We start from the raw sequence: 22,655 nt of genomic DNA on the forward strand, positions 1-22,655 counted from the left end.
GCCGGCATCGCCGTCGCCGCCAGCGCGCTGCGGACGGCCAGCCCGCGCCGCGCCAGTGTTCGAGCCGCCGCGCGCCAGCCCGGCAGGGCGTCGTCGAGTTGCGCCTCGGCCCGGGGGCCGCCCGCGAGTTGCTCGGCCAGCCGTCGCGGCGCACCGGGACGCATGCGCTCCAGCGCGACGGAGCCCTCGGCGCTGAGCTGCCAGGCCCATGCGCGGGTATCGGGCAATGCTTCGCCGCGACGCAGGGCGGCGGGGAGTGCGGTCTCGAAGACGTCTCCCAGGCTGGCGTGGGTGTAGCGGGCCAGCCAGCGCAGCGAGGCCAGCAGTTCGCCGTGGAACAGCGGCATGCGGTCGAGCAGCGCGATGGCCGGACGCAGTGGTGGCGCATCGGCCGACACCGGGCCGATGCCGGCGATCACCCCAACCCGCTGGTGCGGCCCGAACGGCACCCGGACACGGCAGCCGACGGCGGCCAGGTTGACGCCTTCGGCGGGGGCGTAATCGAACAGCCGCGGCAGCGGCAGGGGGAGCGCGACCTGCCACGCCTGGTCGACGTCCGTCCCGGGGGCGACGGCAATGGGAGCGGGGACGGGCATCGCGCCAGTCTAGCGAGCAGCGCCCACCGGCATGGACTGGGCAGTTAGCCGTGCAAGCTGTGACCGACCCGACAAAACAGGCGCAAGCAACGGAGCGGTAACGGTTTTTGGGCTTATCCACACAAGATGTGGATAAGTCTGTGCATCGCGGGCCGAGAGGACGCCGCAGGTGCGTCGCATCAAGCATCAAGCGCCGCTTGGTGAAAAAATCATCAAACCTGTGAAATTCTTTGTTTTCAACCACTTAGCCGTGGAACATCGCGCCCCCCGCGCGTATCCATCCCGGTGAACGCGATGTCGACACGGGACTTGCGCTGCTGTGCACAACCGGTGTGGCACAAAACGCAGGCCCTGCTGGCAGGCATGGTTTTTGCCCGTTGCGGCCGGCGGTCGACGGCCCTGGGGGCGGCGCGCTGCGGGGCCTGGTCTTCCCGCGGGGCCCGGGTCGGAGGCGGGCGGTTTCCGGCCAGGGGCCGGGGCGGGCAGCCGCCCGGCGTGGATCGAAACACCGGAGTCCGCCTGGAGGCAGCCGCGCGGGACGCGACGATGCACCCACCCTGCGCGGACCATCGCCAGGCCCGCCGCCGGCAGGCCCCAGGCCGTCGATCGCAGCGGCCGCCTCCGGCTACGCCCAGACCACGCTCGCGAGCATCGTGAAGGCCGCGCCGAAGGAGAGCAGCATGAAGTAGCTCATGCCCAGCACGCAGTACTTGGCCACCGTCATCGGCCAGCCCTGGCGGTAGACGCGCTTCTGCATCAGCAGCAGGTACAGCGGCATCCAGGCGAACAGCAGGAACTCGACCACGCTCAGCAGCCCATGCACGAACCCGGGTGCCAGCGCATCGCGCACGGTGGTGGCGAGGAAGACCAGCAGCAGCGTCAGGCACAGGAAGGCGTGGCTGTGCAGGGCGACGATCAGGTGCTCCATGTACAGCCGGCGCTTGAACAGGTACGCCAGCTTGAGCATCAGTGCGAACACCGGCATCAGCACGAACAGCGTCGAGGGAATGGCGCTCAGGAAGGCGTCCTTGAACAGCGACGGATCGTCCTGCATCCGCGCGACGTTGGCCTTGGCGCGGCCGATCTGCGCGTTGACCCAGTGGTTGGCGAAGGGCGGAAGCCAATTGAGCACCAACGGATTGGTTTTCTCGTTCCAGGGCTTGCCTGCGCCGAAGGTGATGTCAGGCACGTTGGCCGGCGGCGGCTCGCCGCGTGCGGCGGCGGCCCTGAGCGCGGCGATCCGCTTGTGCGCGCTGGCGCGGATCTTGTCCTGCGCCGCGCGCATGTGTGCGTCGGCGCGAGCGACCCGGGCGGCCTGCGCCTTGTCCGCTGCCGGCACCCCGCGTTCCGCCAGGCGTCCGGCGGCCAGTGCCGCGATCGCGGCATCACGACGCTGCTCGACCTGGGCGATGGTGGTGGCGCTGTCGATCGCGTTGTCGCCGAACTGCATTGGGTCGGACAGGTTCAGGGTCAGGCGCGCGATGAAGAACGTCACGATGCTCAGGAACACGAACAACCGCACCGGGCTGACGTAGCGCACCCGGCGACCGGCGAAGTATTCGCAGCTCAGGTAGGCGGGGCGGGCGAACAGCGGCCACAGGGTGCGGAACACGCGCTCGTCGACGTTGAGCACGCTGTCCAGGAAGTCGCCCAGCACGGTGGTGAAGTGCCGCACCAGTCCATTGACCGGCTGCCCGCAGCGATAGCAGTGCGGTCCAAGCAGCGGCGCGCCGCAGTTCTGGCAGGCCGCGCCGGTCGTCGGTGGCAGCACCGCGGTCGCAGCGGCGCCCGGATGCGGGTCGGCCGGTGCGCCGCACAGGCCGGTGTCGCCATTGGAAACCTGCGACGCCGGGTTGTCGTCAGGGGAAGGCGTGGTCATTCGAAATCCCTGGCGTTCGCGCGGCGCTGGCTAAGATAGCCAGTCTGCGCGACCCGGCGCCAGCGCCAACGCCGGCGCGGCCGCGGACGCCATGGGCCCCGCATGTCGTCCGCCGCATCCAGCCCGACCACCCTGCCGCGCGAAGTGCGCCGCAGCGCCGTGCTCGCCGCACCGCTGGTGGTGGGGCACCTGTCGACCGGACTGATCGGCTTCGTCGACAGCGTCATCGCCGGCCACCACTCGACCACCACGCTGGCATCGGTCGCGGTCGGCACCGCGCTGTTCTGGCTGCCGATGATGATCCCGATGGGCACGCTGATGTCGCTGCCGCCGTCGGTGTCGCAACTCGACGGCGCCGGCCACCGTGACGAGATCGGCGCGTTGTTCCGGCAGGCGCTGTGGCTGGCGGTGCTGCTCGGCGCGGCGTTGTTCGTCTTCCTCAGCGTCGTCGGCGTGGCGCTGGCGCCGATGGGCATCGCCGCCGCCATCCGGCCGGGCACGCTCGACTTCCTGCACGGCATCCGCTGGGGCGTGCCGGCGCTGACGCTGTACCTGGCGATGCGTTACCTCAGCGACGGCCTGCACTGGACGCTGCCGACGATGCTGCTCGGCTTCGGTGGCCTGCTGGTGCTGCTGCCGCTGGGCTTCGCATTGACGTTCGGCGTGCTCGGGTTGCCCGCGCTCGGCGCCGGCGGCCTGGGCATCGCCTCGGCGGTGATGATGTGGGCGCAGGCGCTGGCATTCGCGCTGTACCTGTCGCGGGCGAAACGCTTCGCCGACCTGCGGCTGTTCGAACGCTTCGAAGCACCGCGACGGGCACCGATCGCCGGCCTGCTGTCCACCGGACTGCCGATCGGGGTGACGGTGGCCATGGAAGGCAGCCTGTTCATCGTGACCGCGCTGCTGATCGGGCGCCTGGGCGCGGTGCCGGTGGCCGCGCACCAGATCGCGATCAACGTCGCCAGCCTGTGCTTCATGATCCCGCTCGGCCTGGCCGAGGCGACCACGGTGCGCGTGGGCCATGCGCTCGGGCGCGGTGACCGCGCCGGCGTGCGCCGTGCCGCGTTCGCCGGCTACGCCCTGGCGCTGTGCACCCAGGCACTGTCGGCGGCGCTGCTGCTGCTCGGCCGCCACGCGCTGGTCGCGCTGTACACGCACGACGCGGCGGTCGCCGCGCTGGCGGCCTCCCTGCTGCTGTACGCCGCCGCGTTCCAGTTTCCCGACGGCATCCAGGTACTGTCGGCCGGCGCGCTGCGCGGGTTGAAGGACACCCGCATGCCGATGTTCCTGGCCGCGTTCGCCTACTGGGGCATCGGCATGCCGTTGGGCGCGGGGCTGGGGCTGGGCCTGGGCGGCTTCACGACGGCGTGGGGCCCGCGCGGGATGTGGATCGGACTGATCGCCGGACTCACGGTCGCCGCCGCCCTGCTGTGCGCGCGCTTCCTGCGCAGCAGCCGGCAGGCCGCATTGCCGGGCCCGGCGTGACCTGTGGCCGATGAAGCCACGCTGCACACCGGCTACCCTGCGCGCCGGTTAATCTTGCCGCCCGCATCACCCCGCGCCGCCCGCCAGGCCTCGCTTCCGGAGTAGCTCTCGATGAACGATCCCAGCCGCCGCGGCCCGATCGCCGGCTTTTTCGTCGGCCTGTGGGCGGCGATGAATTTCACCCGGCGGCTGTTTTTCAACCTGCTGTTCTTCGGCTTCGCGCTGGTGCTGCTGCTGGCCGCGATCGGCGGCGGCCACGGGCGCCCGCTGCTGCAGCGGACCACGCTGGTGATCGCGCCGGAAGGCAGGCTGGTCGAACAGTTCACGTCCGATCCGGTCAGCCGCGCGCTGTCGCGCACGCTGGGCGACGACGGCGCAGGCGAAGTGCAGCTGCGCGACCTGCTGCGCGCGATCGACGCGGCCCGGGACGACAAGCGCATCGAGCGCGTGCTGCTGCGCACCGACCGGCTGCAGTTCTCCGGCTATGCCTCGATCCGCGAAGTCGCCGCCGCGCTCGCGCGCCTGCGCGCGTCGGGCAAGCAGGTGGTGGCCTTCGGCGAGAACTTCGACCAGAACCAGTACCTGCTCGCCGCGCAGGCCAACGAGGTGTACCTGGATCCGATGGGCGGGCTCACAATGGAAGGCCTCGCGCGCTATCGCCAGTACTACCGCGAAGGCCTGCAGGACAAGCTCGGCGTCGACGTGCACCTGTTCCGCGTCGGCGAGTACAAGTCCGCGGCCGAGCCCTACATCCTGGACGCCGCCTCGCCCGCGTCCAAGGAAGCCGACCTGTACTGGATGAACGACATCTGGCAGCGCTACCTGGGCGACATCGCGCGGGTACGCAAGGTGTCCGCGCAGCAGCTGGCCGACAACATCGACACCCTGCCGCAGGGCATCGACGCCGCGCATGGCGATCTTGCGCAATACGCGTTGCAGCACAAGCTGGTGGACGGCCTGAAGACCGAGCAGGACATCGACGACCTGCTGGCCAAACGCGGCGTCGCCGACGACAACGCCGACGATGGCTTTCGCGAAGTGTCCTTCGACGCCTACCTGGCGCACCTGGATCGCGGCCTGCAACTCGACGAGCGGCCGCAGGTTGCGGTGGTCGTCGCCGAAGGCGAGATCGCCGGCGGCAAGCAGCCGCCGGGCAGCGTCGGCGGCGAGTCGACGTCGGACCTGCTGCGCGACGCGCGCGACGACGACCACGTCAAGGCGGTGGTGTTGCGGGTGAACTCGCCCGGCGGCGAAGTCTTCGCCTCCGAGCAGATCCGGCGGCAGGTCGAAGCGATCAAGGCCGCCGGCAAGCCGGTGGTGGTGTCGATGGGCGACGTCGCCGCGTCCGGTGGCTACTGGATCAGCATGAATGCCGATCGCATCTACGCCGATCCGTCGACGATCACCGGCTCGATCGGCATCTTCGGCCTGATCCCGACCATCCCGCGCACGCTGGAGAAGATCGGCGTACATACCGACGGCGTCGGCACCACGCGCTTCGCCGGCGCCTTCGACATCACCCGGCCGCTGGATCCCGACGTCGGCAGGATCGTGCAGTCGGTGATCGACAAGGGCTACCGCGACTTCACCGGCCGCGTCGCGAAGGCCCGCGGGCGCAGCGTGGAGGAGATCGACGCGATCGCGCGCGGCCGCGTGTGGAGCGGTGCGGAGGCGAAGCAACGCGGCCTGGTCGACACCTTCGGTGGCCTGGAGGATGCGATCGCCGATGCCGCGGCGCGTGCCAAGCTCGGCAAATCCAACGCCTGGCAGGTGCGTTACATCGAGAAGGCGGCGACGCCGTTCGAGCGCTTCTTCACCCGTTTCGCGCAGAACCGGGTCGCGGCGGCGTGGCTGCAGGATTCGAGCCTGGGGCAGGCCATGCTCGCGCATGCGCTGCCGCAGACGCGCACGGACCTGCACTTCATCGACGCCGCGCTGAAATCCGGTCGCGGCGCGCCGGCCAAGGCAATGGCCTACTGCTTCTGCGGGCTGTAACGTGCGAGATCGGGATCCGTATTCCGTGATCCGTAGCCCGGGCAAGGCAAACCCGCACCCGGGATTGCCATCGGCTCGCAAGCGTCCCGGGTGCCCTGCGCTTGCCCGGGCGACCGATCCACGCGCGCGTCGCGGGCGGCCTGCGCCCGTTCAGCCGCCAGTCTGGGCGTCGATCTGGTCGCGTTGCTGCTGCGCGGCGTCCTGCACCGCAGGCCCCACCGCCTTGGCGCGGTCGATCGGCGCCTGGATCGCATCGCGCAACTGCGTGTGCTGCGCGGCCGCCTGCGGCTCGGGTGGCTGATCCTTGTCAGGCGGCTCGGGCTTGCTGCACGCAGCGGCGAGCAGCAGCGCGACCAACGCCGAAGGCAATACGAGAATGCGTCGCGAGGTTCGCATCATGGCGCTCCCAGGTCGGGCCGATGCAGCCCGGCGCTATGCTACGCCGACCCCGACGAGGCATCGCAATGGACCCCAATCGCTGGCGGCTGGACGGGCAACTGGCGCTGGTGACCGGCGGCAGCGCCGGCATCGGCCGCGCGATCGCGCGCGAGCTGCTCGGCTTCGGCGCCGAAGTGCTGGTGGTCGCGCGCGACGGCGCGGCGCTGGAGCGCACCCGCGACGAACTCGCCGACGAAGTACCCGAAGGCAACGTGCATGCGCTGGTCGCCGACGTCGCCGACGACGAGCAGCGGCGCGAGATCCTCGACTGGATCGAGGATCGCGGCGAGGGCCTCAACATCCTGGTCAACAACGCCGGCGGCAACCGTCGCCGCGCCGCGGTGGATTACACCGAGGACGAATGGCGCGAGATCTTCGAGGTCAACCTGTTCTCCGCGTTCGAGTTGTCGCGCTATGCGCATCCGCTGCTGACCAGGCATGCCGCCTCGAGCATCGTCAACGTCGGCAGCGTGTCGGGATTGACCCACGTGCGCACCGGCGCGCCCTACGGCATGGCGAAGGCGGCGCTGCACCAGCTCACCCGCAACCTGGCGGTCGAATGGGCCGAGGACGGCGTGCGCGTCAACGCGGTGGCGCCCTGGTACATCCGCACCCGGCGCACGTCCGATGCGCTGGCCGATCCGGATTACCTGGACGAAGTGCTGCTGCGCACGCCGTTGGGCCGCGTCGGCGAACCGGAGGAAGTCGCCGCGGCGGTCGCCTTCCTGTGCCTGCCGGCGGCGGCGTACGTGACCGGCGAATGCATCGCGGTGGACGGCGGCTTCCTGCAATACGGCTTTTAGCGCGCGCATTCACCAGCGCCGGTCCGACCGCAGCGCATTCACGACGCCTCGCCCGCGCGATCGCTAGCCTGCGCGCATGCCCGAGGGTCCGACCATCGTCATCCTCAAGGAGGAGGCGGCGAAGTTCGCCGGCAAGGTCGTGCGCCAGGTGTCGGGCAACAGCCGCCAGGACATCGCGCGCATGCGGGGCCAGCGGGTGCGCGCGTTCTGCAACTGGGGCAAGCATTTCCTGGTGCGCTTCGACGGCTTCACCATGAAAGTGCACTTCATGCTCTTCGGCCGCTACACCATCGACCAGGACAAGGTCGGTCGCGACGGCAAGATCGCCGTGCCGCGTGTGAGCCTGAGGTTCGACAACGGGGTGCTGAACCTCTACGCCTGCTCGGTGAAGTTCATCGAAGGCGACCTGGATGACGTCTACGACTGGAGCGGCGACGTGATGGCCGATGCCTGGGATCCGGTGCAGGCGCGGCGCAAGCTCAAGGCCGACCCGGACATGATTGCCGCCGATGCACTCCTGGACCAGGACATCTTTGCCGGCGTCGGCAACATCATCAAGAACGAGGTACTCTGGCGCATCCGCGTGCACCCGGAAAGCACCGTCGGCGCGCTGCCGCCGCGCAAGCGCGCCGAGCTGATCGCCCAGGCGCGCGAATACAGCTTCGACTTCCTGGCTTGGAAGAAGGCCTTCGTGCTCAGGAAGCACTACCAGGTGCATACGAAGACGATCTGCCCGCGCGACGGCAACCGCCTGAGCTACCGCAAGCACCTGGGACGCGCACAGCGGCGGGCGTTCTTCTGCGAAGCCTGCCAGAAGCGTTACCCGCCGTCGCCGGCGTGAACCCCCGCGCTCAGTCGCCGACCACGCGCAACCCGAAGACGAAACTTGCCGCCGAGACGTAGCGGCTGCTACCGGACACGTTGAGGCGGATCTTGGTCGGGCTCTTGAAGAAATCGTCGGCCTGCGTGGCGGTCAGGCCGTAGGTCTCGACCAGCGCCTTGTGACTGAGCAGCCCCGCCATGCACACCGTGGACGTGCGCGTGCGCTGGAACAGCTGCATGCCGGCAGCAAGCGGGACCTCGATGTGCTCGGAGGACGTCATCGACGTCAGCAGGCTGCCGTTGAAGGCGACGCCGGTGGTGGGGTCGATCAACGCCGGGTCGGCGAGCACGGGGTTTTCCACGGTGAGCGTCGGCGAATACGTCAGTCGCGCCACGACCGGGCTGGGGCCGGGATTGTCGTACTGCACGCTGAGCACCGGCGAGAACCAGTAGCAGAGCAGCGAATGGCTGGCCTTTGCCGGCAGGCTGAGGCTCGCGGCGTCGTTGAACTCGAACATGGTCAGGGAGCCGGACGGCAGCAAATCCTGGCACGGCGTGGCGTCGGCCGGATCGCAGGGTGACCCGAGGTTGATGAAGGCGCTGGTGACGCCCAGCCAGGTGACGTTGCGCCCGAACGAATCGCTGTCGCCGACCTCGTCGTCGGTGACCATCGTGCCGGTCCGCGGCACGGCGACCTTGAGCGCGGCATGCGCCGACAGCCGGCGCTGCTGCGGGGTCTGCGGCAGGTCGGTGGAGACCGGCTCGGCGGATTCCGTCCGTTGCGACGGGCGTTGCGCGGCATGCACCAGCAACGTGGTCAGGCCGACGGCGGCAACGAGCAGGACGAACGAGCGAGATGGCGTGCGCATGGAGGTTTTCCCTGGTGGTCGTCCCCGGGAGAACGCGAAACCCCAGCCCCGGCGGTCAGCGCATTCAGCTTGGCGGGGGGCAGGGGGTCGCTGCCGGTGCCCGCAGGCGCTCGCGGTGCAGCAGGTACAGGCCGCTGCCGATGATGATCGCCGCGCCGGCCCAGGTGACGGCGTCCGGCAGCACGCCCCACACGGTGGCATCGAGCAGCACGCCCCAGACCAGCGCGGTGTATTCCAGTGGCGCCATCAGCGAGGCCTCGCCGAGGCGGAAGGCTTCGGTGATCGCGTATTGCCCCAGTGCGCCGGCCACGCCGATGCCGCAGATCACCAGCACGTCGCTCGAGCGGATCGGGACCCACTGCGGCCAGGCGAGCAGGCTCGCACCGACCGCCATCATCACCATGATCCACACCATCATCGCCTGGGTGCTGTCGGTGCGCGCGAGCAGCTGCACGGTGATCGCGGTGATCGCGTACATCAAGGCCGCCAGTAGCACGGCAAGCGCGGCCAGGCTGAGCATGCCATCGCCGCTGGGGCGCAGCAGCACCACCACCCCGAGCAGGCCGACGAAGATCGCCGCCCAGCGCCGGGGGCCGACGTGCTCGCCCAGGAATGGCACCGACAACGCGGTGATCAGCAGCGGCGCGACGAAGAAGATCGAATACGCGGTCGACAACGGCAGGCTCTGCAGCGCGTAGACGAAGCTGCCCATCATCGCCACCCCGAGCACGCCGCGCAGCAGGTGCAGCGACCAGCGCACGCGCAGCAGCGGGCGCAGGCCGCTGGTCGCCAGCGCCCAGGCCAGCACCAGCGGCAGCGACGACGCCGCGCGCAGGGTGGCGACTTCGAACGGCGGGTAGTGCGTCGACAGCCGCTTCAGGCCGGCATCCATCAACGAGAACACCGCCACCGCCGCGAGCATGGTCAGCATCGCGCGGACGCGATGGGGCTTGCGCGGGCGCGTGGGTGCACTGGATTGCGGGGTGGCGGGATGGACCATCGGCGGGCCTGGTGGCGAGCCGCCACGCTGCCTGCACGGCGGCGATCCGGCAAGGGGCTGACGCACTGCCCGCGGCCTGACATCGCGCAACGGCCCCGTCGCCTGCGGTACCCTGCGCGCCCGTCCGCACCGCGACCGCCATGCCTTCCTTCGACATCGTGTCGGAAGTCGACACCCACGAACTGACCAACGCCATCGACCAGGCCAACCGCGAGCTGTCCACCCGCTTCGACTTCAAGGGCGTGGAGGCGCATTTCGAGCGCGACGACAACGCGATCACGCAATCGGCGCCGAGCGAATTCCAGCTGCAACAGATGACCGACATCCTGCGCGCGCGGCTGGTGGCGCGGAAGATCGATGCGCGCTGCCTGGAGTTCGGCGACATCGCCACCAACCTGGCCGGCGCCAGGCAGACGATCACCGTCAAGCAGGGCATCGAACGCGAGCTGGCGAAGAAACTGCAGGGCCTGCTCAAGGATGCCAAGCTCAAGGTCGAGACCCAGATCAACGGCGACAAGCTGCGCGTGAGCGGCAAGAAGCGCGACGACCTGCAGGCGGCGATGGCGCTGCTGCGCGCGCAGGACTTCGAGCGGCCGCTGCAGTTCGACAACTTCCGCGATTGATGGCGCCCGCATGAGCGACGACGCTGGCGCCGGATCCGGGCGCGACCCGATCGGCGAGTCGCAGCGCTGGCTCGAGCGCGCGGTGATCGGCCTGAACCTGTGCCCCTTCGCCAAGGCGGTGCAGGCCAAGGGCCAGGTGCGCTGGGTGCTGAGCGAAGCGACCACGACCGCGGCGCTGCTCGAACAGCTGGGCGGGGAGCTGCTGCACCTGCGCGACACGCCGGCGGCGACGACCGACACCACGCTGATCGTGCATCCGCGGGTGCTCGGCGATTTCCTCGACTACAACGACTTCCTCGACAGCGCCGACGCACTGGTGGAATCGCTGGAGCTCGATGGCGTGCTGCAGGTGGCGAGCTTCCACCCGGACTACCAGTTCGCGGGCAGCGCGCCGGACGATGTCGAGAATTTCACCAACCGCGCGCCCTACCCGACCTTGCACCTGTTGCGCGAGGACAGCGTGTCGCGCGCGGTGGAGGCGTTCCCGGATCCCGATGCGATCGTCGAGCGCAACATCGCCACGCTGCGCGCGCTGGGCAAGAACGGCTGGCGCGCATTGCTGGCGTAGGAGCGGCTTGAGCCGCGGGCTTTCGCGGTTTCCTCCGACATGCTTGGTCGACAAACCAGGATCTCGCGGCTGAAGCCGCTCCTGCGGAAGGCGTTGCCGACGACGCGCTAAGACTGGGAGAAGAGCGTGTCCAGGTCGTGCGCGTCCAGCGCGCGCCACTGGCCGGGGGCGAGGTCGCCGAGCGTAAGCCCGCCGACGCGGCTGCGGTGCAGCGCCTCGACATGGTTGCCCACCGCCGCGAACATCCGCCGCGCCTGGTGGTAGCGGCCTTCGGTCAACACCAGCCGCGCATGGCGCGCGTCGACGACCTCGAGCTTCGCCGGCGCCAGCGGCGTGGTCTCCGACTCGAGCAGCAGCGTGCCGCTGGCGAACACCGCGGCCTCGTCGCCGCGCAGCTCCTGCGCCAGCGTCGCCTCGTAGGTTTTCGCCAGCTTCGATTTCGGCGACACGATCCGGTGCAGCAGCGCGCCGTCGTCGGTCAGCAGCAACAGCCCGCTGGTGTCGCGGTCCAGCCGCCCCACCGTCGACAACAGCGGCGCGCGCAGGCGGAAGCGCGGCGGCAGCAGGTCGTACACCACCCGGCCCGGGTCGCGGGTGGAGCAGGTCACGCCCAGCGGTTTGTGCAGCAGCAGCGTCAGCGGCTGCGGCGGGTCCAGCGGCTCGCCATCGACGCGCACGTCGGCGTGGGCGACGCTGTCGTCCGCGTAGAGCACCTCGCCGGCGGCGTCGGTGATGCGGCCTTCGCGGAACAGATTCGCGACCTGCTTGCGGCTGCCGTAGCCGAGGTTGGCGAGGGTCTTGACCAGTTTCATGGCGATTGCGTGCCGCGTGCGAGCGTCGCCGCGATGACCTTGAAGCCCGCCTGCTGCGCCAGCACGCGCACGTCGGCGAAGCGGGCGTCGAGCACCTGTTCGTAGGCCAGGTGGCGATTGGCGACCAGCAGCAGGCGCCCACCGTCGCGCAGGGCATCGGCGGCGGCGGTGATGAACGCGCGCCCCAGGTCCGGGCGGCTGTCGCGGCCCTGGGCGTGGAACGGCGGATTGCTGACGATCGCGTCGTAACGCTGCGGCAGGCCGCTGGCGACGTCGTGCCAGTGGAAGCCGAGCGTGGCGCGCGCGGCCTGCGCGGCGAGGTTGGTGCGCGCCAGCGCGAGTGCGCGCGCATCGGCTTCGTAGAGGTCCAGCGCACTCACGCCCGGACAGCGGGCCAGCACCTCGCTGGAGAGATAGCCGTAGCCGGCGCCGAGATCGGCGACCCGTCCGGCGAGGTCCAGCGGCAGGTGCGCGGCCAGCAGCGCGGATGCGGCATCGATGCGATCCCACGCGAACACGCCTGGACGGCTGAGGAATCGGCCATCGGCGATCGCGCGCGGCGCATCGGCCGCCCGCCATTGCGCGGCCAGCGCCGGATCGATTGCACCGTGCAGCGGCGCGCTCCAGAACGCGCGGCAATGGCGTTTGGACAGCGACTGCAGCGGGCCCGCCAATTGCGCAAGATCCGACTGGCCGGACTTCGCGCCCTCGTCGTTGGCCATGCATGCGAGCACCACCCCGCCCGGCGCGGTGGCCGCGATCGCGCGCGCGAACAGCGCCCGCGCCTGCTCGCGCTGGCGGGGCGGCAGTAGCAGCACCAGTGGATGGCGCGCGTCGTCGTCCGCGGCGGCACTGGCATCGCCTTCCACCCGTACCGCCAGGCCGCTGCGCTGCAACTGGTCGAAGTCGGGTTTGAAGCCGGTCTCGCACACCAGTTCCGGCCGCGCCTGCCGATGCAGTGGCCAGCCATCGCGCGCGCGCAGGAACAACGCGCCCGCGGCCGGCCATGCCAGCGTGCCGTCGGCGAACGGCTGCAGCAGGGTCTCCAGCGCGGGATCGCCGTCAACCGCCATCGGAGGTGTCGCAGCGTGCGGGCATCGCGCCATTCTACGGGGCGCGGCGCGCGCGCTCCTGCAGCGCGTGCAGCTGCTTGACCCTGCGCACACGGCGCCGCGCGCAGGCTGGGCGCCAACGCGGATCCAGGAGAAGCACATGCGCGCATTGTTCGTGGGCGGCACGGTCGACAACAGCGAGCTGGACATGGATCGCCGCCTGCCGCCGGCACGCTATCCCGATGAAGGCGGTGGCCAGGCGCGTTATCGCCTGCACCACGTCGGCCTCCATCCGCGCGACGACCACCAGGCCGATATCGCGTACGCGGTGTACGCCGCGCCCGACATGGCCGACGCCGAAGTCGAGCGCATCGCCGCGGAACGCGACTACGCGCGCCGCTTCGACGCCATCCCGGCCCCGCCACCGGCACCGATGTAATCGGCGGATTGCGCGGCGTCGGCGCGCCGCCGCGCGCTCATTGCGGCGTCGGGGCGTTGGGATCGGCGGGATGCGCGCGGGTCGAGGGTTGCGGCGGCGACGGGTTCGGCAGCCGCGTGACGGCGCGGATCTGGTCCAGCCAGATGTCGTAGACGCCGTCCGGGTGCGGGCGGCCATCGGCGAGGAAGCCTTCCAGCCGCAGCAGGGCGTTCATGCCCTCGCGTCCCGCGGGGTCGAAGAACGCCTGCATCCCGGGCATGGTTTCGACCACGCCGTGCACCTGCGTGCCGTCTTCGAGCAGGAGCTGCACGCGCTCGTTGGAAAGCAGCTGCAGGCCGGTCGCCTCCAGCGCGGCGATGTCGGCGGCGGCGACGTAAACGCGGGGTGCGACGCGGGCCATGCTTACTTCTCCTGGATCGACGTGGCGGCAGGGGTGACGCGCCAGACGCGGCCGCCGACATCGTCGGCCACCAGCAGCGCGCCGTCGCGCGCGACCGCCAGCCCGACCGGGCGCCCGAGCGCGTGGCCACCGGCATCGAGGAAGCCGGTCAGCACGTCCTGCGCCGGGCCACTGGGCCTGCCCTGGGTGAACGGCACGAAGATCACCTTGTAGCCGCTGCGCGGGCGCCGGTTCCACGAGCCGTGCTGGCCGACGAATGCGCCGTGGCGGTACGGCGCCGGCAGCAACACGCCGTCGTAGAACACCAATCCCAGCGATGCGGTGTGCGGCCCGAGTGCGTAGTCGGGCACCAGCGCGCGCGCCACCAGATCCGGGCGGCGCGGCTGCGGGCGCACGTCGATGTGCTGGCCGTAGTAACTCCACGGCCAGCCGTAGAAACCGCCGTCGTGGACCGCGGTCATGTAGTCGGGGACGAGGTCGCTGCCGAGCGCGTCGCGTTCGTTGACGACGACCCACAACGCGCCGCTGTCGGGCTGGAAATCCATGCCGACCGGATTGCGCAGGCCGGTGGCGAATTCGCGCGCATGACCGCTGGCGACGTCGATCTGGTAGATCGCCGCGCGCCCGGCTTCGGCGGCCAGGCCGTTGTCGCCGACGTTGCTGTTGGAGCCGATCCCGGCGTACAGGAAGCGGCCATCGGCGCTGGCGACCAGGCTCTTGGTCCAGTGGTGGTTGATCGGTCCGGCCGGCAGCGGCGCCAGCGTCGCCGGTGTCGCGCTAATCGTGGTGTCGCCGTCTCGATAGGGCACGCTGACCACGGCATCGGTATCGGCGATGTACAGGCGCTGGCCCACCAGTGCCATCCCGAACGGCGAATGCAATCCCTGCAGCAGCACGCTGCGGGTTTCGGCGACGCCATCGCCATCGCCGTCGCGCAGCAGCACGATGCGGTTGGGGCTGGGCTGGCCGGAGCCGGCGCGTTTCATCAGCAGCCGCATCACCCAACCCCTGATGCCCTTGCCGTCTTCCGGCTTGGGCGGGGCGTCGGTCTCGGCCACCAGCACGTCGCCGTCGGGCAGCACGTACAGCCAGCGCGGGTGCGCCAGGCCGGTGGCGAAGGCATTCACCGCCAGGCCTGCCGCCGGCGTCGGCATCGCGCCGGCGGGCCAGCCGCGCGCCGGCGCGATGTGGACGGTGGGAAAGAGGGTGTCGACCGGCGGCGGCAACTGCGGACTGGGACCGCTGCCCTGGCGCACCGACAGCGTTGCGCTCTCGCCGCACCCGCTGGTCGCCACCAGCACCAGCAGGAGCGCCGCCAGCCGCAGGCTCGTGCGCGCAAGGCGCGGGGATGGCGTACTCGGCGGCGGGTCCGTAAGCATCGCCGGCAGCCTGCCATCGCGACCGTGAGCGCCCCGCGACGCGACCGGCTCCCAGGCTGGACCGCCAGTCAGCGGGTCGCGCAGGCGGTGGCAGCCCATTCGTAGACCCGCACCTCCGAGGCGCCGGTGGCATGCAGGGGATCGCCATGCGCGATCGCCTGCGCCGCATCCAGGTCGTCGGCGCGCAGGACATACGCGCCTCCCGTGCGATCGGTGAACGGCCCGGCCAGTTCCAGCCGTCCCTGCTCGCGCAGGAGCGCCAGGTGGGCGTAGTGGTCCGGGATCACGGACGGATCGAACTGCGGCCGGCGCAGCGTCAGCACCAGGTAGCGCGTCATGCGTCGACGCGGGTTTCCCCGCGGTGGCCGTCGGCGAGCATGTCGTCCAGGTAGGTGTAGCCGGTGAGGCCGGCTTCGAGCGCGTCGCCGAGCCGCGTGGCTTCGGCCGCCGGCAGCGTCGCCGCCGCGACCTTGTCGCGATACGCCGCGCGCAGGGCGTCGAGCGAATAGCCGACGTAATCCAGCATCACGTCGGTGGTGTCGCCGTGCTTGCGCTGCGCGATCGCGTAGCCGTCGCCTTCGACGCGCACCTCGACCGCATCGGTGTCGCCGAACAGGTTGTGGATGTCGCCCAGCACTTCCTGGTACGCGCCGACGAGGAAGAAGCCGATCCGGTAGCTCTCGCCGTCGCGCAGCGCGTGCAGCGGCAGCGAGCTGTCCAGGCCTTCGTTCTCGACGTAGGCATCGATCTTGCCGTCGGAGTCGCAGGTCATGTCGGCGATCACGCCACGCCGCTGCGGGCGCTCGTCCAGCCGCTCGATCGGCACGATCGGGAACACCTGGTCGATCGCCCACACGTCGGGCATCGACTCGAACACGCTGAAATTGACGAAGTACTTGTCCACCAGGCGCTGGTTGAGTTCGTCCAGCAGTTCGCGGTGGCTGCGGTCGCGCACGTCCAGCCGCGCGCGCACGGCGTGGGCGATCGCATAGAACAGGTCGTCGATGCGGGCACGGTGGGTGAGGTCGATCTGCCCCAGCGCGTACAGCGACAGGCCTTCGCTGTGGTGGTGCTGGGCCTCGTGGAAGAGCTCCACCGCCGGGCGCGCGTCGAGTTCGTCGTGCACCTCGCGCAGGTGGCGGATGACCATCGGCTCGTCGGCGTGCGCCGGCGGCACGCGGCCTTCGGGCGCCTGCTCGACTTCGGCGACGTTGGCCACCAGTACCGCGTGGTGCGCGGTCATCGCGCGGCCGCATTCGGTGACGATGCGCGGCGGCGTGAGCCCGTGCTGTTCGCAGGCTTCGGCCAGCGGCTGCACGATGCTGGAGGCGTACTGGTTCACACCGTAGTTGATCGAGCAGTAGCTGCGCGATCGCGTGCCTTCGTAGTCGATGCCCAGGCCGCCGCCGACATCCATGTAGCGCACCTTCGCGCCCAGGCCCGACAGTTCGACCAGGTAGCGCACCGCCTCGCGCATGCCGTTGGCGATGTCGCGCACGTTGGAGATCTGCGAGCCCATGTGGAAATGCAGCAGCCCCAGCGCGTCGGTCATGCCGGCCTCGCGCAGCTGCTTCCACAGGTCGAGCAGCTGGCGCGGCGACAATCCGAACTTCGCCTTGTCGCCGCCGCTGTTCTGCCATTTGCCGGCGCCCAGCGACGCCAGCCGCATGCGCACGCCGATGCCCGGCGCGACGCCGAGCTTGCGCGCCTCCTCCAGCACCAGCGGCAGCTCGGACGGCTTCTCGATGACGATGAAGGTGTCCAGCCCGAGCTTGCGGCCGATCAATGCCAGCCGGATGTACTCGCGGTCCTTGTAGCCATTGCAGACGATCAGCCCGCCCGGGCGCGACAGCGCGAGCACCGCCATCAGCTCGGGCTTGCTGCCCGCCTCCAGTCCGAAGCCCTCGCCCGCGTGCGATGCCAGCGTGCCGGCGACGCCGCGATGCTGGTTGACCTTGATCGGATACACCGCGGTGTAGCCGCCGGCGTAGTCCCAGTCGGACTGCGCCTGGGCGAAGGCCGACTGCAGCGTGCGCAGGCGGTCGCCGAGGATGTCGGTGAAGCGCAGCAGCAGCGGCAGCCGCGCGCCCTGCGCGCGGGCGGCGTCGACCACCTCGGCCAGCGCGATCGACGGGCCCTGCGCGCCACGCGGCCGCACCACCACCCGGCCACCGGCATCGAGGTCGAAGTAGCCTTCGGACCAGTGCGGGATCGAGTAGGTCTTGCGGGCTTGGTCGAGCGACCAGTCGGCCATTGGACGCGTCCGGACAGCGATGGGCACGCATTCTAACGTCGCCGTGGTGAGCGGTTCGCTACAATCCGCGCCCCACGCGAGACCCGCGTTCCCCGCCTCCAGGGGATCGGGCGTCTTGACCGTCGACAACCCACGTCGCCGCATCCGCATCTGACGGGTGACGGCGCAAGGCACCCGCGATGACCGATACCCGCTGGCACTACGAGAACTTCGAACCCGCCGGTTCGGCGATCGGCTATCGCATCACCCGCAAGCTCGACGAGGTGCAGTCGCCGTTCCAGAAGATCGAGATCTTCGAGACCACCGACTGGGGCAACCTGATGCTGATCGATGGCGCGGTGATGCTCACCACGCGCGACAACTTCCTCTACCACGAGATGATGTCGCACCCGGCGCTGTTCACGCACCCGGATCCCAGGCAGGTGGTGATCATCGGTGGCGGCGACTGCGGCACCCTGCGCGAGGTGCTCAAGCATCCGGGCGTCGAGCGCGCGGTGCAGTGCGACATCGACGAGCAGGTCACGCGCATGGCCGAGAAATGGTTCCCGGAACTGTGCGACGCCAACGGCGATGCGCGCGCGCAACTGCTGTTCGACGACGGCATCGCCTACATGGCCAACTGCGCACCGGCCAGCCTGGACATCGTCATCGTCGACTCCACCGATCCCGTGGGCCCGGCCGAAGGCCTGTTCAACCAGGCGTTCTATGCCAGCTGCTTCGCGGCGTTGAAGGACGACGGCATCCTGGTGCAGCAGTCCGAGTCGCCGCTGGTGCTGCTGGACCTGATCCGCGCGATGCGTACCGAGATGGGCAAGGCCGGCTTCGCCGCGTTTCGCACCCTGACGTTCCCGCAACCGTGCTATCCGACCGGCTGGTGGTCGTGCACGCTGGCGCGCAAGCACGCGGGGGCGGGCGCCTTCGATTACCGCGTCGGCGATGCGCGCGCGAAGGTCTTTGCCAGCCGCTACTACAGTGCCGACATCCACGCCGCCGCACTTGCGATGCCGCCGTTCATGGCCCAGTCGCTGGGCGACTAGCCGGCACGGCAAGCTGCGACCGGCGTCACGTTTCCGACCGGCGGCCTGCACCGGCGGCCGGGCTGGTGAACAATAGGGTCGTCGGCGGCAGGGGGCCAGCCGGCAGGGGGACCCTTGCGACCAACGCGCCAGCTGTTTGCGGTTGCTTTGTTGCTGCTGACCGGCGTCGGCCTGGCGACCGCGGGCGATGCGACGCGAACGGACGCCGCCGGGGATCGCGCCCGGCAGTTCGATGCGCTGTACAAGCGGCTGGACGATACCGAGCTGTGGAGCCTGGCGACCCACCAGGTGGAGCAGCGCCTGCAGGACCTGGAGCGGTTGCTTCCCCCCGGCGATGCCAGGCGCGGGCGGCAGGCGCGCGCATTGCGCTGCAACTGGGGTTTCGACCGCGACCCCAAGGGGCAACTCGCGGCCGCCGAAGCGGGCCTGCGCGAGGCGCGCGCGGCCGGCGACATCGACGCCCAGGTGCGTTTTCTGTTCTGCCGCGGCGGTGCGCGCGAGGAAATCGACACGCCGCTCAGTGCCAAGGCCGATTACGACGCCGCTATCGCGCTGGCCGGGAAGATCGAGGACGAACGCCTGGTCGCCGACGGCCTGGTCGCCAGCGGCGGCATGCAATCGCTGCTCGGGCAACAGGGCCACGCGATCCGCGATTTCCTCGTCGCCCAGCGGCTGTACGAAAAAACCGGGCATCCGATCGATGCCGAATCCAACCTGCTCAACCTCGCCATCGCCTACCGGCGCCTGGGCGACACCGATCGCGCGCTGGATTACTTCCAGCAGAGCGCCGCCTATGCCGAACGCATCGGCGACTGGGGCGGACTGGGGTCGACCCTGATGCAGCAGGGCTACCTGTACGAGGACACCGGACGCGCGAGTGATGCGGTCGCGCTGTACGAACGCGCGCTGGAAATCTCGCGCAAGCAATCCGATCCCTATGGTGTGGCCAGCGCGCACCTGGCGATGGCCTATCCGGCGATCCTCAAGGGCGATTACTCACGCGCGCTGGGCTTGCTCGACCGCGCGCAGGCGGAGTTCAAGGCGGTCGGCGACCAGTCCAACCAGGACATGATCGGCCTGCGCCGTGGACAGGCCCTGGCCGGCCTGGGACACCACGCGCAGGCGCTGGCGCAATACCAGCGTTCGGCCGCGGCGGTCGAGCGCAACGGCAACCTTCGCTACCAGGCGATGCTGTACCAGGCCCGGGCGCGTTCGGAAGAAGCGCTGGGGCAGCTGGACGGGGCGCTCTCGGACCTCAAGCGCTACATCGCGGTCGACCGGACGATCGATTCGACCAACCGCGCGCAGCAGGCCGAAGTGCTGCGGTTCCAGTTCGACAGCGCGCGCCGCGACACCGAGAACCGACGGTTGCTCGCCGAAAAGGCGCTGCGCGACAGCCAGTTCGACACGCTGCTGGAAGCGCGGCGCTGGCAATGGACGGCGATCGCGTTGGGCAGCCTGCTGGTGGCCCTGCTGGTGGGGCTGGTGATGCGCCAGTTCGCGCGTGCGCGCAACCTGCACATGCTGGCATCGACCGATCCGCTGACTGGCGTCGCCAACCGCCGCCACATCGAGCGCTTCGGCGCGCAGGCGGTGGCACAGGCGCGCGCGCGCAGCCTGCCGTTGACGATCGTCACCTTCGACATCGACCACTTCAAGCAGGTCAACGATGCCCACGGCCACCTGGTCGGGGACCAGGTGCTGATCCGGCTGGCGCATGCGTGCCAGGGCGTGCTGCGGCATGGCGACCTGCTCGGGCGCACAGGTGGCGAGGAGTTCCTGGTGGTCCTGCCCGACACGCGCCTGGACCAGGCGCTGCCGATCGCCCAGCGGCTGCGCGCGGCCAGCACCGGCCTGGACCTGACCGACGTGCCGGGCCAGGGCCCGGTGACCATCAGCCTCGGGCTGACCGAGCTGCGCGCCGAGGATGACCTGGGCACCCTGCTGGGCCGTGTCGATCGCGCGTTGTACCGGGCAAAATCCGCCGGTCGCGATCGGATCGAGGTGGAAGCTTGAAGCATGCGGGAGTGGGCGCGCGGGCGCGGTCGTTCTACCTGTGGAATGCGGTGGCGCTGGCGCTGGCCGCGTTCGCACTGGGGGTCGTCTTCCACCTGACCCGGCTCGACCTGCAACTGGCCGCGCCCTACTACGATGCGGTGAACCACGCGTTCCCGTGGCGCTATGCCTGGGTCAGCAAGTACCTCGTCCATCGCTACCTGAAGTACGCCCTGCTGCTGCTTGGCGTCGCGGTCTGGGCCGTCGCGCTCACGCGGTGGCGCTGGCCGGCGCGGTCGGGGTTTCTCGCCACCCATCGCCGGCGCTGGTGGACAGTCGCCCTGAGTTCGGTACTGGTGCCCACCGTGGTCGCGCTGCTGCGCCGGGACAGTGCGATGCACTGTCCCTGGGATGTCACCAGCTTCGGGGGCTACGCGCCTTATTTCGACCTGTTCTCTCCGGTGCCCGCGGGCCTGCGCGGCGGGCGCTGCTTCCCGGCGGGCTTCGTCACGACGGCTTCGTGGACGCTGGCGTTCGCGTTGCTTTGGTTCCCGGAGCGCAAGCGGCTTGCCTTTGCCGCCGGCGTGGCGCTGTTTGCGTTCGCGCTGGCCATGGGCTGGGTGCAGCAGATGCGCGGTGCGCATTTCCTCTCGCACACGTTGTGGTCGCTGTGGATCAGCTGGGCGGTGGTGCTGTTGGCGCACGCAGCGACCGGGGCCTGGCGCGAAGGCGCGCCGCCGAGCGAACCGGCGAGCGGCCGCTGAGCTCGCGGGAATGCGCTACAGCGCGTCGCCGTCGAGTTCGCCGGTGCGGATGCGCAGCACGCGCTCCAGGTCCCAGACGAAGATCTTGCCGTCGCCGATCTTGCCGGTGCCGGCGGCCTGCATGATCGCCTCGACCACGGCGTCGGCCTGCTCGTCGGTGACCGCGACCTCGAGCTTGATCTTGGGCAGGAAGTCGACCACGTATTCGGCGCCGCGGTAGAGCTCGGTATGGCCCTTCTGGCGCCCGAATCCCTTGACCTCGGTGACGGTGATGCCGGCCACGCCCGCGTCGGACAAGGCTTCGCGGACGTCGTCGAGCTTGAACGGCTTGATCACCGCCATGACCATCTTCATCGCCTGCACCCGTTGTCGCCTGCCGCGCAGCATACCGCCACGCCCGCCGCGCACGGGGCGGCGACGCGGGCTGTGGCACCATGGGTCGGAATTTCCCGACAGCCCGGCGCGGCCTGCGCCGACGGCGCGGCTCCCTGGATGCGGCCAAGCTGGAGGCCCATGCAGAGGACGCCATTGCAATGAATGCCGCACACATGCCGATCGACCTCGCTCACATCGATGCCCTCGCCCGCCGGCTCAGCAGCCTGGTTCCCGGCAGCGTGCGCGAAGGCCGCGACGAGCTGCAGCAGAACTTCAAGTCGGTGCTGCAGACGGGACTGGCCAAGCTCGACCTGGTGACCCGCGAGGAGTTCGATGTGCAGCGCGCCGTGCTGCTGCGCACCCGCGACAAGCTCAATGAACTGCAGCGCGCGGTCGACAAGCTCGAAGCGGCGCAGGCACGCCGCGACGCCGGCAACGCCTCGGCCTGATCACGCGCGATGGGACTCGCGCTCGTGCACAGCCGTGCGCGCGCCGGCGTGCACGCCCCCGCGGTGCGGGTGGAGGTCCACCTGTCCGGCGGCCTGCCACGGATGTCGATCGTCGGCCTGCCGGAGGCGGCGGTGCGCGAAGCCAAGGATCGCGTGCGCGCGGCCATCCACTGCGCGCAGTTCGAGTTCCCCGCGCGCGTCATCACCATCAACCTGGCGCCCGCGGACCTGCCCAAGGACGGCGGCCGCTTCGACCTAGCGATCGCGCTGGGCATCCTCGCCGCCAGTGGCCAGGTGCCGCTCGATGCGCTGCACGAGTACGAGTTCCTCGGCGAGCTCGGCCTGACCGGGGAGTTGCGCGCGGTCGACGGGGTACTGCCGGCCGCGCTCGCGGCCGCTCGTGCCGGCCGCAAGCTGATCGTGCCGCTGGGTAATGGCCCCGAGGCCGCGCTCGCCCGCCAGCTGGAGGCGAGCACCGCGCGCACCCTGCTCGAAGTGTGTGCCGCGCTGGAGGGCCGCAGGGCGCTGCCCGGCGCCATCGCCGCACCGACGCGGGCGCCGGCGGGCCCGGACATGCGCGACGTGCGCGGCCAGGCGCACGCGCGCCGTGCCCTCGAGGTG

General features: G+C 70.3%; 24 protein-coding genes. 12 read left to right on the forward strand and 12 right to left on the reverse strand.

Features of this window, described 5'->3' with window-relative positions; all coding sequences use genetic code 11:
- Both G7B67_RS11370 and G7B67_RS11375 read right to left on the reverse strand, forming a co-directional pair.
- Positions 1–596 (reverse strand): primosomal protein N' family DNA-binding protein (locus G7B67_RS11370; RefSeq protein WP_484482028.1); only part of this gene is annotated, 596 nt, incomplete at its 3' end.
- Between the two features lie 625 nt (positions 597–1,221).
- Positions 1,222–2,475, reverse strand: coding sequence for a DUF3667 domain-containing protein (locus tag G7B67_RS11375; RefSeq protein WP_166212456.1), 1,254 nt, complete (start codon positions 2,473–2,475; stop codon positions 1,222–1,224).
- A gap of 102 nt (positions 2,476–2,577) precedes the next feature.
- Here G7B67_RS11375 and G7B67_RS11380 point away from each other — a divergent pair, with 102 nt between their 5' ends.
- Positions 2,578–3,960, forward strand: a complete 1,383-nt coding sequence (locus tag G7B67_RS11380) for an MATE family efflux transporter (RefSeq protein WP_166212458.1) — start codon at positions 2,578–2,580, stop codon at positions 3,958–3,960.
- Positions 3,961–4,071: 111 nt separating this feature from the next.
- Positions 4,072–5,955 (forward strand): signal peptide peptidase SppA, encoded by a 1,884-nt coding sequence (gene sppA, locus G7B67_RS11385; protein ID WP_166212460.1) that lies wholly within the window; start codon positions 4,072–4,074, stop codon positions 5,953–5,955.
- Positions 5,956–6,105: 150 nt separating this feature from the next.
- On the opposite strand, the gene G7B67_RS11390 is transcribed toward sppA, so the two are convergent.
- A complete protein-coding gene (locus tag G7B67_RS11390) occupies positions 6,106–6,312 on the reverse strand; it encodes a hypothetical protein (RefSeq protein ID WP_243412352.1) in 207 nt (68 codons plus the stop codon).
- A gap of 107 nt (positions 6,313–6,419) precedes the next feature.
- Between G7B67_RS11390 and G7B67_RS11395 the strand changes: the two genes are divergently transcribed.
- Together G7B67_RS11395 and G7B67_RS11400 are read left to right on the forward strand one after the other, a co-directional pair.
- Entirely contained in the window at positions 6,420–7,196 is a 777-nt protein-coding gene (locus tag G7B67_RS11395) for an SDR family oxidoreductase (protein ID WP_166212464.1), read from the forward strand.
- A 76-nt stretch (positions 7,197–7,272) separates the two neighbouring features.
- A complete protein-coding gene (locus G7B67_RS11400) occupies positions 7,273–8,037 on the forward strand; it encodes a DNA-formamidopyrimidine glycosylase family protein (protein WP_166212466.1) in 765 nt (254 codons plus the stop codon).
- Between the two features lie 10 nt (positions 8,038–8,047).
- Here the strand turns inward: G7B67_RS11400 and G7B67_RS11405 are convergent, their stop codons facing one another.
- Positions 8,048–8,887 (reverse strand): hypothetical protein, encoded by an 840-nt coding sequence (locus G7B67_RS11405; RefSeq protein WP_166212467.1) that lies wholly within the window; start codon positions 8,885–8,887, stop codon positions 8,048–8,050.
- 64 nt (positions 8,888–8,951) lie between these two features.
- Positions 8,952–9,809 (reverse strand): DMT family transporter, encoded by an 858-nt coding sequence (locus tag G7B67_RS11410; RefSeq protein ID WP_166212501.1) that lies wholly within the window; start codon positions 9,807–9,809, stop codon positions 8,952–8,954.
- A 218-nt stretch (positions 9,810–10,027) separates the two neighbouring features.
- On the opposite strand from G7B67_RS11410, the gene G7B67_RS11415 reads away from it, so the two are divergent.
- Complete coding sequence (locus G7B67_RS11415) at positions 10,028–10,510, forward strand: YajQ family cyclic di-GMP-binding protein (RefSeq protein ID WP_166212469.1); 483 nt, start codon at positions 10,028–10,030, stop codon at positions 10,508–10,510.
- A gap of 10 nt (positions 10,511–10,520) precedes the next feature.
- A complete protein-coding gene (locus G7B67_RS11420) occupies positions 10,521–11,078 on the forward strand; it encodes a DUF1415 domain-containing protein (RefSeq protein ID WP_166212471.1) in 558 nt (185 codons plus the stop codon).
- A gap of 107 nt (positions 11,079–11,185) precedes the next feature.
- On the opposite strand, the gene G7B67_RS11425 is transcribed toward G7B67_RS11420, so the two are convergent.
- Together G7B67_RS11425 and G7B67_RS11430 are read right to left on the reverse strand one after the other, a co-directional pair.
- Positions 11,186–11,890 carry a pseudouridine synthase gene (locus G7B67_RS11425; RefSeq protein WP_166212473.1) on the reverse strand — a complete coding sequence of 235 codons (705 nt, stop codon included), beginning with the start codon at positions 11,888–11,890 and terminating at the stop codon, positions 11,186–11,188.
- Positions 11,887–12,963, reverse strand: coding sequence for a class I SAM-dependent methyltransferase (locus G7B67_RS11430; RefSeq protein ID WP_166212475.1), 1,077 nt, complete (start codon positions 12,961–12,963; stop codon positions 11,887–11,889). Before G7B67_RS11430 ends, G7B67_RS11425 begins: the two co-directional genes overlap by 4 nt.
- Before the next feature lie 139 nt (positions 12,964–13,102).
- On the opposite strand from G7B67_RS11430, the gene G7B67_RS11435 reads away from it, so the two are divergent.
- On the forward strand, positions 13,103–13,381 hold the full coding sequence (locus G7B67_RS11435; protein WP_166212477.1) for a hypothetical protein: 279 nt from the start codon (positions 13,103–13,105) through the stop codon (positions 13,379–13,381).
- Between the two features lie 37 nt (positions 13,382–13,418).
- Here the strand turns inward: G7B67_RS11435 and G7B67_RS11440 are convergent, their stop codons facing one another.
- The 4 genes from G7B67_RS11440 to speA all read right to left on the reverse strand — a co-directional run bounded on the left by G7B67_RS11440 (position 13,419) and on the right by speA (position 17,414).
- Positions 13,419–13,781 (reverse strand): DUF3247 family protein, encoded by a 363-nt coding sequence (locus G7B67_RS11440; RefSeq protein WP_166212479.1) that lies wholly within the window; start codon positions 13,779–13,781, stop codon positions 13,419–13,421.
- 2 nt (positions 13,782–13,783) lie between these two features.
- On the reverse strand, positions 13,784–15,160 hold the full coding sequence (locus G7B67_RS11445; protein WP_166212481.1) for a PQQ-dependent sugar dehydrogenase: 1,377 nt from the start codon (positions 15,158–15,160) through the stop codon (positions 13,784–13,786).
- Between the two features lie 68 nt (positions 15,161–15,228).
- Positions 15,229–15,498, reverse strand: a complete 270-nt coding sequence (locus G7B67_RS11450; RefSeq protein WP_166212483.1) for a YciI family protein — start codon at positions 15,496–15,498, stop codon at positions 15,229–15,231.
- Entirely contained in the window at positions 15,495–17,414 is a 1,920-nt protein-coding gene (speA, locus tag G7B67_RS11455; protein WP_166212485.1) for an arginine decarboxylase, read from the reverse strand. Before speA ends, G7B67_RS11450 begins: the two co-directional genes overlap by 4 nt.
- 179 nt (positions 17,415–17,593) lie before the next feature.
- Here speA and speE point away from each other — a divergent pair, with 179 nt between their 5' ends.
- The 3 genes from speE to G7B67_RS11470 all read left to right on the forward strand — a co-directional run bounded on the left by speE (position 17,594) and on the right by G7B67_RS11470 (position 21,210).
- A complete protein-coding gene (gene speE, locus G7B67_RS11460) occupies positions 17,594–18,451 on the forward strand; it encodes a polyamine aminopropyltransferase (protein ID WP_166212487.1) in 858 nt (285 codons plus the stop codon).
- Between the two features lie 114 nt (positions 18,452–18,565).
- The gene (locus G7B67_RS11465) at positions 18,566–20,467 is read left to right on the forward strand and encodes a diguanylate cyclase (protein WP_166212489.1); all 1,902 of its coding nucleotides are present in this window, start codon (positions 18,566–18,568) and stop codon (positions 20,465–20,467) included.
- Positions 20,464–21,210, forward strand: a complete 747-nt coding sequence (locus G7B67_RS11470) for a phosphatase PAP2 family protein (protein ID WP_166212492.1) — start codon at positions 20,464–20,466, stop codon at positions 21,208–21,210. The genes G7B67_RS11465 and G7B67_RS11470 overlap by 4 nt, the downstream gene beginning before the upstream one ends.
- A gap of 15 nt (positions 21,211–21,225) precedes the next feature.
- On the opposite strand, the gene G7B67_RS11475 is transcribed toward G7B67_RS11470, so the two are convergent.
- Positions 21,226–21,564 carry a P-II family nitrogen regulator gene (locus G7B67_RS11475; RefSeq protein ID WP_166212495.1) on the reverse strand — a complete coding sequence of 113 codons (339 nt, stop codon included), beginning with the start codon at positions 21,562–21,564 and terminating at the stop codon, positions 21,226–21,228.
- A 179-nt stretch (positions 21,565–21,743) separates the two neighbouring features.
- Between G7B67_RS11475 and ubiK the strand changes: the two genes are divergently transcribed.
- Together ubiK and G7B67_RS11485 are read left to right on the forward strand one after the other, a co-directional pair.
- Positions 21,744–22,034 carry a ubiquinone biosynthesis accessory factor UbiK gene (gene ubiK, locus G7B67_RS11480; RefSeq protein ID WP_243412353.1) on the forward strand — a complete coding sequence of 97 codons (291 nt, stop codon included), beginning with the start codon at positions 21,744–21,746 and terminating at the stop codon, positions 22,032–22,034.
- A 9-nt stretch (positions 22,035–22,043) separates the two neighbouring features.
- Positions 22,044–22,655, forward strand: a 612-nt coding sequence (locus G7B67_RS11485) for an ATP-binding protein (RefSeq protein WP_166212498.1), incomplete at its 3' end; no start/stop codon positions are given.

The organism is Cognatiluteimonas telluris, from assembly GCF_011320095.1.
GTDB classification, from domain to species: domain Bacteria; phylum Pseudomonadota; class Gammaproteobacteria; order Xanthomonadales; family Xanthomonadaceae; genus Cognatiluteimonas; species Cognatiluteimonas telluris.

What these genes read in the sequence shown, in the direction of transcription:
- G7B67_RS11375 (WP_166212456.1), bottom strand. Translation starts at nt 2,475, where the DNA reads ATGACCACGCCTTCCCCTGACGACAACCCGGCGTCGCAGGTTTCCAAT.
- G7B67_RS11380 (WP_166212458.1), top strand. Translation starts at nt 2,578, where the DNA reads ATGTCGTCCGCCGCATCCAGCCCGACCACCCTGCCGCGCGAAGTGCGC.
- sppA (WP_166212460.1), top strand. Translation starts at nt 4,072, where the DNA reads ATGAACGATCCCAGCCGCCGCGGCCCGATCGCCGGCTTTTTCGTCGGC.
- G7B67_RS11395 (WP_166212464.1), top strand. Translation starts at nt 6,420, where the DNA reads ATGGACCCCAATCGCTGGCGGCTGGACGGGCAACTGGCGCTGGTGACC.
- G7B67_RS11400 (WP_166212466.1), top strand. Translation starts at nt 7,273, where the DNA reads ATGCCCGAGGGTCCGACCATCGTCATCCTCAAGGAGGAGGCGGCGAAG.
- G7B67_RS11405 (WP_166212467.1), bottom strand. Translation starts at nt 8,887, where the DNA reads ATGCGCACGCCATCTCGCTCGTTCGTCCTGCTCGTTGCCGCCGTCGGC.
- G7B67_RS11410 (WP_166212501.1), bottom strand. Translation starts at nt 9,809, where the DNA reads ATGCTCGCGGCGGTGGCGGTGTTCTCGTTGATGGATGCCGGCCTGAAG.
- G7B67_RS11415 (WP_166212469.1), top strand. Translation starts at nt 10,028, where the DNA reads ATGCCTTCCTTCGACATCGTGTCGGAAGTCGACACCCACGAACTGACC.
- G7B67_RS11420 (WP_166212471.1), top strand. Translation starts at nt 10,521, where the DNA reads ATGAGCGACGACGCTGGCGCCGGATCCGGGCGCGACCCGATCGGCGAG.
- G7B67_RS11425 (WP_166212473.1), bottom strand. Translation starts at nt 11,890, where the DNA reads ATGAAACTGGTCAAGACCCTCGCCAACCTCGGCTACGGCAGCCGCAAG.
- G7B67_RS11430 (WP_166212475.1), bottom strand. Translation starts at nt 12,963, where the DNA reads ATGGCGGTTGACGGCGATCCCGCGCTGGAGACCCTGCTGCAGCCGTTC.
- G7B67_RS11435 (WP_166212477.1), top strand. Translation starts at nt 13,103, where the DNA reads ATGCGCGCATTGTTCGTGGGCGGCACGGTCGACAACAGCGAGCTGGAC.
- G7B67_RS11440 (WP_166212479.1), bottom strand. Translation starts at nt 13,781, where the DNA reads ATGGCCCGCGTCGCACCCCGCGTTTACGTCGCCGCCGCCGACATCGCC.
- G7B67_RS11445 (WP_166212481.1), bottom strand. Translation starts at nt 15,160, where the DNA reads ATGCTTACGGACCCGCCGCCGAGTACGCCATCCCCGCGCCTTGCGCGC.
- G7B67_RS11450 (WP_166212483.1), bottom strand. Translation starts at nt 15,498, where the DNA reads ATGACGCGCTACCTGGTGCTGACGCTGCGCCGGCCGCAGTTCGATCCG.
- speA (WP_166212485.1), bottom strand. Translation starts at nt 17,414, where the DNA reads ATGGCCGACTGGTCGCTCGACCAAGCCCGCAAGACCTACTCGATCCCG.
- speE (WP_166212487.1), top strand. Translation starts at nt 17,594, where the DNA reads ATGACCGATACCCGCTGGCACTACGAGAACTTCGAACCCGCCGGTTCG.
- G7B67_RS11475 (WP_166212495.1), bottom strand. Translation starts at nt 21,564, where the DNA reads ATGAAGATGGTCATGGCGGTGATCAAGCCGTTCAAGCTCGACGACGTC.
- ubiK (WP_243412353.1), top strand. Translation starts at nt 21,744, where the DNA reads ATGAATGCCGCACACATGCCGATCGACCTCGCTCACATCGATGCCCTC.